Origin of the sequence: Gemmatimonas sp. (assembly GCF_041689975.1) — a bacterium.
Taxonomy (GTDB): Bacteria; Gemmatimonadota; Gemmatimonadetes; order Gemmatimonadales; family Gemmatimonadaceae; genus Gemmatimonas.
Genome location: NZ_JBDNFF010000137.1, coordinates 1 through 11,662, shown reverse-complemented (window position 1 = coordinate 11,662; position 11,662 = coordinate 1). Strand labels below are relative to the sequence as shown.

The 11,662-nt window shown below is 63.2% G+C and carries 11 protein-coding genes and 1 pseudogene; 2 read left to right on the top strand and 10 right to left on the bottom strand.

The window, feature by feature from the left end:
* Positions 1–767: 767 nt before the first annotated feature.
* Positions 768–887, top strand: coding sequence for a hypothetical protein (locus ACESNG_RS09220; RefSeq protein ID WP_373068673.1), 120 nt, complete (start codon positions 768–770; stop codon positions 885–887).
* On the opposite strand, the gene ACESNG_RS09215 is transcribed toward ACESNG_RS09220, so the two are convergent.
* Both ACESNG_RS09215 and ACESNG_RS09210 read right to left on the bottom strand, forming a co-directional pair.
* A complete protein-coding gene (locus ACESNG_RS09215) occupies positions 853–1,206 on the bottom strand; it encodes a hypothetical protein (RefSeq protein ID WP_373068672.1) in 354 nt (117 codons plus the stop codon). The two genes, ACESNG_RS09220 and ACESNG_RS09215, sit on opposite strands and share 35 nt — an antisense overlap.
* A 532-nt stretch (positions 1,207–1,738) precedes the next feature.
* Positions 1,739–2,776: a peptidyl-alpha-hydroxyglycine alpha-amidating lyase family protein gene (locus ACESNG_RS09210; RefSeq protein ID WP_373068670.1), complete on the bottom strand. Its 1,038-nt coding sequence runs from the start codon at positions 2,774–2,776 to the stop codon at positions 1,739–1,741.
* A 547-nt stretch (positions 2,777–3,323) separates the two neighbouring features.
* Between ACESNG_RS09210 and ACESNG_RS09205 the strand changes: the two genes are divergently transcribed.
* Positions 3,324–4,784: a serine hydrolase domain-containing protein gene (locus ACESNG_RS09205; protein ID WP_373064841.1), complete on the top strand. Its 1,461-nt coding sequence runs from the start codon at positions 3,324–3,326 to the stop codon at positions 4,782–4,784.
* Between the two features lie 218 nt (positions 4,785–5,002).
* On the opposite strand, the gene ACESNG_RS09200 is transcribed toward ACESNG_RS09205, so the two are convergent.
* The 8 genes and pseudogenes from ACESNG_RS09200 to ACESNG_RS09165 all read right to left on the bottom strand — a co-directional run.
* Positions 5,003–5,188: a hypothetical protein gene (locus ACESNG_RS09200; protein WP_373064839.1), complete on the bottom strand. Its 186-nt coding sequence runs from the start codon at positions 5,186–5,188 to the stop codon at positions 5,003–5,005.
* A 129-nt stretch (positions 5,189–5,317) separates the two neighbouring features.
* A complete protein-coding gene (locus tag ACESNG_RS09195) occupies positions 5,318–6,364 on the bottom strand; it encodes a trans-acting enoyl reductase family protein (protein ID WP_373064837.1) in 1,047 nt (348 codons plus the stop codon).
* A 56-nt stretch (positions 6,365–6,420) separates the two neighbouring features.
* Positions 6,421–7,868 (bottom strand): annotated as a pseudogene (locus tag ACESNG_RS09190) (serine hydrolase domain-containing protein).
* A 29-nt stretch (positions 7,869–7,897) separates the two neighbouring features.
* The gene (locus ACESNG_RS09185; protein ID WP_373064835.1) at positions 7,898–8,236 is read right to left on the bottom strand and encodes a type II toxin-antitoxin system PemK/MazF family toxin; all 339 of its coding nucleotides are present in this window, start codon (positions 8,234–8,236) and stop codon (positions 7,898–7,900) included.
* A complete protein-coding gene (locus ACESNG_RS09180; protein ID WP_373068668.1) occupies positions 8,221–8,463 on the bottom strand; it encodes a ribbon-helix-helix domain-containing protein in 243 nt (80 codons plus the stop codon). The genes ACESNG_RS09185 and ACESNG_RS09180 overlap by 16 nt, the downstream gene beginning before the upstream one ends.
* Positions 8,464–8,750: 287 nt before the next feature.
* Positions 8,751–9,851: a 23S rRNA (adenine(2503)-C(2))-methyltransferase RlmN gene (gene rlmN / locus ACESNG_RS09175; protein ID WP_373068666.1), complete on the bottom strand. Its 1,101-nt coding sequence runs from the start codon at positions 9,849–9,851 to the stop codon at positions 8,751–8,753.
* A 153-nt stretch (positions 9,852–10,004) separates the two neighbouring features.
* Positions 10,005–10,232: a DUF433 domain-containing protein gene (locus ACESNG_RS09170; protein WP_373064829.1), complete on the bottom strand. Its 228-nt coding sequence runs from the start codon at positions 10,230–10,232 to the stop codon at positions 10,005–10,007.
* A 437-nt stretch (positions 10,233–10,669) separates the two neighbouring features.
* Positions 10,670–11,662, bottom strand: a 993-nt coding sequence (locus tag ACESNG_RS09165) for an ATP-binding cassette domain-containing protein (protein WP_373068664.1), incomplete at its 5' end; no start/stop codon positions are given.

The following is an 11,662-nucleotide window of genomic DNA, read 5'->3' as shown; positions in this document are numbered from 1 at the left end:
TCCCACGCCGTCAACCTCGACGCGGTCGCGGCGCTCATTCCGTTCGATTCGGCGCGGCTCTGCGTGGAAATGCGCGACGGCACGCGCATCACGGCGAGCCGTAGTGGAACGCAGCTGTTGCGAACGTTGACGGTGTAGCGGAGAGGCGCTGAGCTGGCGGACCGCTCAGAGCGGCAGCGACACGAATACCGCCGTCGCAGACGTACACGTTAAACGGGACCGGTGCGGAGGCCGACACGATCACCTCGACCGTGAACGCGCCGACCGGTGGCGCCGAGAGCTGGACGGTGAGTCCCGTCCGGTCGCCGACAAGCGTGCACGTGAGCTCCGCGCTGCTACAGCTGACGAAGGCCAGCAGTGTTGTCACGGAGCACAGTCGGGCGATGTGGGCGACCTTGCGAAGCACGTGACCGCAGCGCGCGAGGTCCACGACCGATCCGAGCTGATTGGTCGTCGATCACCTCCACATGCACGTAGGCTACGTGAACCAGCGGACTCCCGTTGCGGCGGACCGCACGACATACTGTATTTCCGATCCCGATTCACGTTCCGGTTCCACCTGAGGTGAGCTAGATGATCCTGGACAAGAAGACAAACACGAGGAAGCGAACGATAGTTCTATTCCTCGCGGTTGTGATCGGTGCAGCGTTAGTCATGGGCTACACCATCGGAAAGGATATGGCGCTGCGAGACAATCGTTCAGATGCCGCAGCAAAGAGTACGACAGACCGTTGATATCCACGGCCTGTCCTCATTGCGACTCCGTAGTGAACGTTTCACAGATTCTCACCGTGCATCGAGACGTGCTCACCGAGCGCATACGAACATTGTCGCCCGCGTTGTTGAAACAGGTCAACGAAGGTTTGCGGTTCGCGCTCGACCTTTAGTCGTGGGCGCGCCGTAGCGTAGCGTGCGCTTCCGCCAGTCGCGTACCACCGCGGTCAACACGGCGCCCGAGGCATACACGATTGGGTTGGGGTACACCTTCGTCAGCACGGAGTCGAGCGAAAGGTTGGGGCGCTCCTTCAGCGTAGTCGCCAACGCGCGCGCGGCGGTCGGGAAGTCGGTGCCGGTGGTGCCGAACTTGAGCGTCGACTCGAGCCCCAACAGGCGATACACGGCGTCGACGTCGCGTAACAGGTAGTAGGTAAGCGGCTCGAGCGGCGGCGCGCCGAACGCGAGCGCCAGTGAGTCCGTGAACGCCACCGCGCGCCGCGCACGCGCGCGATCATACGGGTAGTGGTAATTCGAAACGTGTCGCCTACCGGATCAATCGCGAGAATCTCCGGCACGGCGTCGTCGCGCAGATAGAACCCGGCCAGTTCGTACATCGGCCATCGCCGTTGCTCCGCCGCCGACCACAACGTGGATGGCATACCCGCCACCGACGAGAACTTCCCTATTCGCGTGCCAAGGAAGACTTCCCACGTGCGATAGGCACGGAGCGCATCCGGAGTGAGCGTGTTCACATCGACGCGCGAGCGCACGTGCTGCGCGGAAGCGCTTGTAGTGGCCGCCGAGAGCAGAAATGCGACGCCCATGAACATGCGCAGATGTCGCACGCGGAGTCCTCGGAGCGAAAGCCGTTGGCTGCGTCAACGTACGCGAGGGGCCGCTGCAGCGACTGCGAAATCGAAAGCCGTGAACGCAGGCGCCGTAGCGCCGCGCTGCCCGATCACGCACCTCGGCCGCGCCAGCCCCCGCGTACCACGATCCAACCGAAAGCACTCCGCGCGCCTTACCGCTGGTCTTTGTTCGGAAACAGCGTGAGTCTCTGCACGCGCCAGTTGAGAATCTCGCCGATCCACAGTTCGTTCTCCGACGGACACGCGATCTGGTGAATCCAACCGAACTCACCGACGCGCTTACCCGCGTCGCCCATCACGCCGAGCACTTTACCATCGAGCGTGAGCTTGTAGATGCGACCAGGAACCGCATCAGCGCTGTAGAGATACTGTGTCGGACCTTTGGTGATACAGATCGCCCACGGTGCACCTGACGCGCCGAGTCCGTTCGCACCGGCACGCGGCTGTGCGCCGAGCATGACGTTCACCTCTTTGGTGTAGGGCACATCGATCGTCATGACGCGCAGCAGTGCGCCATTCGGGTCGAATACTTGAATACGGCGATTGGTGCGATCGCCGACGTAGATATTGCCCTTGGCGTCGTTCGCGATCGTGTGCAGGATGTTGAACTGCCCCGGCTCCTTGCCACGTTCACCCCACGTCTTGAGCCAACGTCCATTCTTGTCGACCTTCACGACGCGTGAGTTGTTGTAGCCGTCGGCAATGAACACGTTGCCATCATTGTCCCACGCGACGTCGGTGGGACGATTGAATCCGCCCCAGCGTGGTGCAGGCTCTGGTGCACCGGGCACGTGCGCGGCTCGCTCTTCCACCGCTTCGTCACGTCGGCCAAGCACCATCAGTACGCGGCCCGCGTTGTTGAACTTCACGATCATGTTCGTGCCTTCGTCGCTGGTCCACACGTTGCCCTGTGGATCGACGCGCACCGTATGCGCAAACGAAAAGCCATAGAGATCCTTGCCGAACTCCCGAATGAATTTTCCGTCGGGTCCGAACTCGAACAGCTGCGACGCCACGCCGTCATGCACACTGCTGCGCGCGCCCGTACGCGTGAACACATACACGTGGCGACGCTGGTCGAGATCGATGCCGGTCACTTCGCCGAAATGCAGCGACGGAGGCAAGGCTAGCGGCGACGCGTTGGCCTCATACTTGATTTCGCTCACCGACTGCGCGGACATCGTTGCCATGGGCGCGATCAGTAGGGTCGTCACTACAAGAAGTCGATCGAACGTGCTCACGGTACATACCTCTGGAGGATCGCATGGGCGGGTGCACCCTCGTGCCCCGCGACTTCATGCGCTACGACGAAAAGATCGTCGTCGTACGCCTGCCCGGATAGGACACGGTAGAACAATTCGCTTCGTGTAGCGGCGGCGCGCCGGCCGGTGAGTTTCGTGGATCGGGGGTGCGCGTTCACGCTTTTGCGCGCTTGCGTTCGGGAAAGTGCACCGCTGCCTTCTCCACACTGAACTCTGTCAGTCGTCGACGGTATCGAATTCGACGACAGCCACGGGGTCGATCATATCCTGACGCACCTTTGCACCCGCGCCGCCACTGGGCCGCCCCGCGCGCGCTGACCGTGACCGCGATCGAAGTTCCTGTCCCGAGCCTCCCACGGTACAGGAGAATGTGTCTCCGCTCGTGGGAGACACTTGGCGGTACGCCTTGACCAGTCGCGCTGGCGATGGGATACTCGACCATCGCTTCTCGTCCTTCCCCTCTACGATTCTCCTGATGGCGAGCTCCACCATCGTATCCGCGGCCCTTACGCTCGTTCTCGCGTTCACGTCGGGCCTTGTTTTGATAAGCGCGCCGGCGCCGATGGCCCAGGCGCAGCCGTCACCAGACCACCTGCGCCGCGCCGACTCGCTGTTCGCGGAATTCACGGGCCGCGACTCACCAGGGTTGGCCGTGGCGGTCGTGCGCGACGGCAAGGTCGTGTTCACCAAAGGCTACGGACTCGCGAATCTTGAACATCAGATTCCGATCACCCCAGCGACGGTCTTCGATGTTGCGTCGCTTTCGAAACAGTTCACTGGACTTGGCGTAGCGATGCTGGTGCAACAAGGCAAGGTGGCCCTCAGCGACGACATCCGAAAATACATCCCGGAGCTGCAGCTGATGCCGCAGCCGATCACGGTTGACCACCTGGTGCACCACACCAGCGGGATGCGCGACTGGCCTGGCACGCTTACACTCGCCGGCTGGCGCTACGACGATGTGATCTCGTTCGATCAGATCCTCACCATGGCATATCAACAGAAGACGCTCAACTTTCCGCCGGGCTCCGAGTACACATATTCGAACACGGGCTACAATCTGCTGGCCGAGATGGTGAAGCGTGTCACGGGCACATCGTTTCGCACTTGGACGGACGACCACATCTTCCGTCCACTCGGCATGACGCATTCCGTCTTCCGCGACGACCATCAGCTGATCGTACCGCAGCGCGCACTTGGCTACAGTCGCGTGGGCGCGAACGGTCCGTGGCGCGGCGTCACCAACAATCTGACCGCGCTCGGGTCAAGTTCACTCATGAGTAGCGCGGACGACATGGCGCGATGGCTCATAAACTTCGACGACGCGCGGGTCGGTGGCAGCGGACCGAAGGCCCTCATGCGGACACGAGGCGTATTGACCAACGGCTCCGAGATCCCGTACGCTTTTGGGATCAGCCATGGCACCTATCGCAGCGCGCCGACCCTCTCGCACAGCGGCTCCTGGGCGGCGTTTGCGAGCTTTCTGGTGCAGTTTCCACAACAACGCGCGGGTGTTGTGGTGCTGGCAAACACGCCGTCGGTCAATGCGTCACGCGCGGCGTTCGCGCTGGCCGACATTTTCCTTGGCGATGCACTCGGCGTCGCTCCCGTCGCGCTTCCCACGACGTCTTCGCCTCCGCCCCTCCTCGAACGTGCCGCGACGCCCCCCGTCGCGCTTGCAGAATTTGCCGGAACCTACGAAAGCGACGAACTGGGCATCGCCTATCCGGTTGAGGTGCGCGGCACACAATTGATCGTGCGTTCACGTCGACATGGCGACATCCCACTCCAGCACCGTGGGCGCGATGATTTCTCCGGCGCACTCGGTGGACTGCGCTCGGTACAGTTCCAACGCGACGGCAGTGGTCGCGTTGTTGGTTTTGCCGTCACGATCGATGAGCGCAGCCGAGATATTCGATTTGTAAAACACCAGTAGCCTCGATCAGTTTACGGTAACGAAGCGGTATGGTACGCGAATCAACCGATACGCCTCGGGCACGGACCAACGCGTGATTTCAAGTGACGGCGTCGACACCAACGTCACTTCGCGAAACGCCGTTGCCACTGCGACGAATGCGGCCCCCCGCCGATCTTCCTCCGCCGGGGCACCGCGACGCATACTCGACTGACCCCGCTTGAGTTTTCTATCCGACACTACTGAGCGTCGCCGTCCCACTTCCCCATGCCCGCGCTGTCGGCGCCGAATGCACGGCCAATCGCGAGCATCTGCGTCTTCGAATCCTTCAGCATCGGCGTCATCTGCGGCGTTGTGAGCTTCTGCATGAACGCGCTGTCGAGCAGCAGCCGCCGTGCCGACGCCACGCTCAAGTTGCTCGGCACGACCGAGGCAATCTCGCCAGCGTGCGCCGGAAGCTGGAGAGATCGTGCCCAGGTTCGCGACCCCGGCCCGGTAGTCAGCACGACCTTGTCATGCCTGCGAGACCTCCGCCGCGCGAGACGAGAATGGATTCACGCGCCGAGTACCACGTTGCACTCCGGGAGCGACTCGAGGAAACCTGCGCCAAATGCGGACGACGGGGTGTGATACCCGGCGGGCGGCGCGGCGTCCAGCACACGACGCGCACTCTCCACCGCCGCCATCGCGGTCATCCGGTATCCTTCCGGTGTCTCGGCCGTGCCTTCAACCGTGCGTCCATCCGCATGCGTGACGCGTCCCCACAGATGCATGCGTGCACTCGCGCGCACCTTCGCGCTTGGGCCTCGCACCCGCTGGTCGATCTGCGATTCCACGAACCGCTGCACGAAGGGCATCGAAAGCAGCGGGCTCGCGAGCTTCGTGACGCCCATCATCCACACCGCGCTCGGCGGCATCGCGAGATATGTGTAAATGTTCGGAATTTTCGTCGACCAGTAGGCCGTGGACACGTCACCCCACGGAATCGTGACCGCGTTGCGCCGGCGGTCGCGGAATGGAATCGACTGCGACTTCCATCCGGCCGGCACCTTCGTGATGCGCCCGTCCTTCCGGATCGCGCCGCCCTGCGGGGAACCGAGCACCATCGTTTTGAGCGTGCCTCGACTGAACCCGCCACCGCCGGCGAACGCCAGCTCCAGCAGGTGTGCACCCGGAAGCTGTTCAGCAAGCCGCGCCGCCAGGCAGTCCGTCGGCACCACGTCGAACCCGACACCCGGCATGATCACGATGCCTGCCTGTTTCGCATCGTCATGCCGCGCACGACAGGCTTCGAACACGGTGATCTCGCCGGTAATGTCGAGGTAGTGCACCTTCGTGGCGAGGCAGGCGTGCACCATGGGCGCCGAGGTGCGAAAGAACGGACCGGCTGCATGCACGACGACCGTGATGCCAGCCAGCATCGCGCCGAGTGCCGCCGCATCATCGAGCGATGCAGTGCGCACGTCGAGGCCGTGCTGCTTGGCGAGCGGGGCAAGCGACTCGGCCCGACGGCCGGCGAGTACGGGCCGCAATCCGCGACGCACGCACTCCTCGACGATCAGCTGGCCGGTGTACCCGTTGGCGCCGTAGATGAGCAACACGTGGTGGGCGATGAGATGGTGAGCGGGGCCCCTTTCGCACATCGGAAAAAGGACGGCTACTTGAACTTCCTGAACTGGATGCCGGTGATATCGCCAACGTCGAGGATGAAGCCCGTAACCTTGCCGGATGCATCGCGTTCGAATCGCACCTCGGGCAGGGCGCCGATCACCGTGAAGCGGGTGCCCGCGGTGTCACGAGCGGCCAGTGCCATCGGCGGAAGACTCAGAAGCTGCAGTGCGATGCCATTGGTGGCTACTCGCAAAATGGTCCATCTGACATCGAGCTCCTCGGAGAAGTATATGCCGGGGAGATCTCCGACCGCCTGCAGGAGACTTGGTCCTGCCGGCTGCCGCGGAACACGGAGTGAGGCCGCTGCGGCCGCGGGAATCGGCGTTGCGAGTCGATCGCCGAGATACACATCGAGAATGCGATTCTTGAGAACGTGGGGTTCGGCCGTTCTGATATTGCACAGAATCGCGATGGTCATATCGGCCGACGGAACGACGGCGAATTCGGCGCGATAGCCGGCGTATGTACCACCATGCCGCACGATCGGGAGTCCACGATAGGTATCGAAACACAGTCCCGTGGCGTAGATGAGTGTGTCTCCCGATGCGAGACGCCCACGCGCGATCATCAGCGACGAGAGCCCCGGCGCTTTCAGTGCGACGTCAAGTGCCGTTGGATTCCATTTCTCCAGGTCCTCTGCAGTGGTGAACAGCCCACCGTCGCCGACCGCATCGAATCCCGGCAGGCTCGTGCGGAACCCACTACTCGCGAGTGGTTCGTAGGCTGTCGCGCACCGAGGCACGGGAGTGGTGGGGTTGTCGCGAAACACGGTGCTCGTCATCCCGAGCGGCGTAAAAAATCTTTCGCCGCAAACTCCCAGAGCGGATGACCCGCGACCTTCCGGACGATGAGCGAGAGCAGGGCGTAGCCGGTATTGCTGTAGAGATGTTTGCTACCGGGCGCGAAGTTGAGCCCCTTCTGCCGACTCACCAACGCGAGAAAGTCGCCTTCACTCAGCAGCACGTCCTCCGGCCAGCCCGCGATCGGCAGCAGGGAGAGGTAGTCGCGCAGGCCGCTGGTATGATGCAACAGGTGGCGCACGGTGATCGGGGTGCCGTAGTCCGGCAGCTCGGGCACGAAGTCCCGCACGTTCGCACCGAGCGAGAGTTGCCCGCGCAGCACCAGCAGCGCAATCGATGCGGCCGTGAACTGTTTCGAGACCGACGCCGCATAAAACGCCGTGCGTGGTGTGATGGCGACGCCCTGTTCGATGTCGGCGAGTCCGTATCCGCCTTGGAATAAGACGGCCCTCCCACGTGTCACGCTGACCGCGCAGCCGGGAGAACCCGGTGACTCATACGCGGCAAACAGCGCACCTACCGCCTGCAGTTTTGCATCAGGCTGTGCTGCGGGTTGCGCTTCGCGAGACTGCGCCGAAAGAGACGAGGTGGCCGCGGCCGGACAAAAGCAGACGACGATCGGGGTGCGTGTCATGGTCTCCAGCGTTCGGGTGCAGCCCTCCGCTAAGCGCCGAGAATCTCGTTCAGACCTTCCATCACCTGAGCGATTTCCTCGGGGGTCGCACGTGCGATCCGCTTGCCAATGCGTTTGGTGGCGAGCGTGCGAATCTGGCTGATCTTCACCCACGAGCGCTTCGTGAGCTTCGGGTTCGCCAGCTCGAGCGTCAAAGGGAAGCTGGCGCGCTGCGGTTGGCTGGAAAGTGCGACGGCGATGACGGTGCCCGAGCGCGCGTTGAATACGTCGTGACTGAGAATCAGTACGGGCCGCAGACTCCCCTGCTCAGTGCCGCGGATCGGATTGAATTCCGCCCAGCGGATCTCGCCTCTCAGTATTCCGGCCATTCGGCAAGATCCACAGCGAAGCCTTCTTCCGCCATTGCGCCCTCTTCGGCGGGGTCGAGCTTGGCGCACTCTTCGATCAGTCGGCGGTGCTCGAGGCGGTCCAAGTGCGCGTCGATCGCGGCTTCGATCGCCTGACTTCGGTTGGGATAGCGAGCGTCACGGACCAGACGATCTACGCGACGGAGCGTCAACGTATCGAGCGTGATCGCGACTTTAGCTTTGGGCATGAGCACTTCCATAAGTATGATAATACGTCATACCAGCTAATCCTCGCCAGCGACCGCACCGGTGCGGACCGCGACGCCATCTGCGTACGCAGGTCATCACTTCGCCGAGGCTGGCGCGGCCGAGGGTGTCTTGAAGCCGACTCTGCGTGAGCGCCACGAACTTATCGACACATCCCATCGCCGACCCCACGCGCAGCAAGCGGCGACTGGGACACCCTCGGCCGCGCCAGCCCCCGCGTACCACGACCCAGGAAACAGCGTTACGACCGCACCAATCGGCTATCCGATCACTGTGCGACTACCGCCAGTTGCCCACACCCCGCCGCGATATCGATCCCGCGCCGTTGCCGCATCGTACTCGGCAACGCGTACTCCAGTTGCAGAATCTCGCGAAAGCGGTTGGCTGCAGCGCTGTGCGTGGGAGCGCCATCGTAGCCGGTGGTCGGATTGAGTGGAATGAGATTGACATGTGCCGGAAGTCCGCGCAGCAGTTCGCCCACCGCGCGCGCCTGGTCCTCGCTGTCGTTCTTCCCCTCGATGAGCGTCCACTCGTAAAAAATGCGGCGCCCGGTAATCTCGCTATACGTGCGGCACGCCGCCATGAGTTCATCGAGCGGCCACTTGCGCGCGGCCGGCACCAGCGCGGCGCGCGCGGCCTGCGTGGCCGCGTGCAGCGAAACGGCCAGATGTATTGGGCGCTGCTCAGCGGCGAGCCGAAGGATGCCGGGCACGACGCCCACTGTGCTGAGCGTGATGCGCTCCGCCGCCAGCGATAGCCCACTCGGGTCGAGCATAATGTCAACGGCGTGCATCACCGCATCGTAGTTGTGGAGCGGCTCACCCATCCCCATCAACACCACATTGCGCAGACGGGTGCCGAGCACATCTCGCGTGGCGCGCTTGGTCGCTCCCTTGGGCTCCTCGTGGCGTAACACACGCGCCACGTGCACCACTTGTGCCACGATCTCGCCCGGCGTGAGATGACGCGTGTAGCCCATTTGCCCCGTCGCACAAAACACACACCCCATGGCACAGCCCACCTGCGAACTCACGCAGGCCGTCACGCGGCCAGTGAAACGCATCAGCACCGTCTCAATGCGCTCAGCGTCGGCGAGCGATAACAGATACTTGCGCGTAAATCCATCGCTGGACGCGGTCTCGAGTGCGGTCGGGAGCACGCCAAGCGTGGCCTCTGCCCGCAGTCGTTCGGCCAGCTTGGGCAACAGCTCCGGCATTTCGTCCAGCGATGACGCGAGCTCGATGTACAGATACTTCCAGAGCCGGGCCGCGTGCACGGGCTTGATGGCCCAGAGGACGAGCTGCTGCTGCAGTTCGGCGCGGGTGAGACCGTAGAGATTGAAACGTGTCACGATGTCGTTCGGTGGCATGCCGAAAGTTAATGAACGGAGTCAGGCGGTAAACAGCGTTACGACCGCACCGTCCAGGTGCTCGTCATACATGTCGTGCACGTCTTAGCCCAAGGCGAGCAGGCGCGCACGCGAGGCATGGCGCAGATTTCTCGTCGAGCTTGACCCGCACGGTTACGCCGGAATCGGAAGGATGCGCTCGCGCGCCAACTCAGCCGCGAACGCCAACGCTGCGTGGACATGCACCGGACGCAGGCCCGCATAATTCGCCAGGATCGAGTCGACAATTTCACCATCGACCAAACTATCGAGAATGGCGAACACTGGGACGCGTGTGTCCCGCAAGCACAGGGTCCCATGCATCCGCTCGGCATCGATCCAAATGTGCTCGCGGCAATTCATCGTGGTCGCCTCCGGTCGTGATGCCTGAGGTCTACAGCGGCGCCGGCTTGAGCGAGCTTCCAAAATATATCGGACGGCGTATTCTCGGCTCACTTGCGACGTCAATCATCCGGAGTCGCACCGCCACCGGTGGGGTGACGGGTGAGGGGACTTGCCCGGTGACTTGCGGGGTGACTTGCGGGGTCGCAGCCACCGTCGGCGCACTCGCGCTGTTCGTGGTCCCGCGCTACCCGCCCCACCGTCCGTAACCGCGCCCCGCCCGATCGCCCTCCCCGCCCAAGGCTGGCGCGGCCGAGGGTGTCCCAAAGCCGCCTCTGCGCGGGGGCCGCGACTTCCTCGTCGAGCCACCACGCCCAACCCCACGCGCAGGAAGCGGCGAGTGGGACACCCTCGGCCGCCCCAGCCCCCGCGTACCACGATCCAGCAAACAGCGCGCGTTACGACCGCACCAACTTCTTGTACTTGATGCGCGTCGGCATATCCGCATCCGGTCCCTTGCGCCGTTTCAAGTCTTCGATGTACGCGCCGTAATTCCCCTCAAACCACATCGTCTCCGAATCCCCCTCGAACGCCAAAATGTGCGTCGCCACACGATCCAGGAACCAGCGATCATGGGAAATGATCACCGCGCAGCCCGAGAAATCGAGCACCGCGTCTTCCAGCGCGCGCAGCGTATCGATGTCGAGATCGTTCGTCGGTTCGTCGAGCAACAGCAGATTGCCACCCTGCATCACCGTTTTCGCCAGATGCAACCGATTGCGCTCACCACCCGACAGATTCGCCACCAGCTTCTGCTGATCGGCGCCGCGGAAGTTGAAGCTCGCCGCGTACGCGCGTGAGTTCAGTTCACGCTTGCCCACCGTGAGCGATTCGCGACCGCCGGAGATTTCTTCCCAGAGCGTGCGCTTGCCTTCGAGCGTGCGCGACTGATCCTGATACGAAATCTGGACCGTCTCGCCGATCTTGAGCTGACCACCGTCGGGCATCTCGAGACCGTTGATCATGCGGAACAGCGTGGTCTTACCGGCACCGTTGGGGCCGATGATGCCCACGATACCCGCACGCGGCAAGTCGAACGACAGATTGTCGAACAGCAACTTGTCGCCGTACGACTTTTTCAGCCCCTTCGAGATCACGACGTCGTTACCTAGGCGCGGGGCCGGCGGAATCACGATTTCGTTCTGCATCGCGCGATCCTGCTGCGCTTCGCTCGCCAGGTCTTCGTAGGCGGCCAAGCGGGCCTTGTTCTTGGCCTGGCGCGCGCGCGGCGACATGCGCACCCACTCGAGCTCGCGCTGCAACGTTTTCTGACGCGTGCTCGCATGCTTTTCTTCGACCGCCATGCGCGCCTGCTTCTGCTCCAGCCAGCCGGAGTAATTGCCCTCGTACGGCACGCCTTTGCCGCGATCGAGCTCGAGGATCCACTTCGC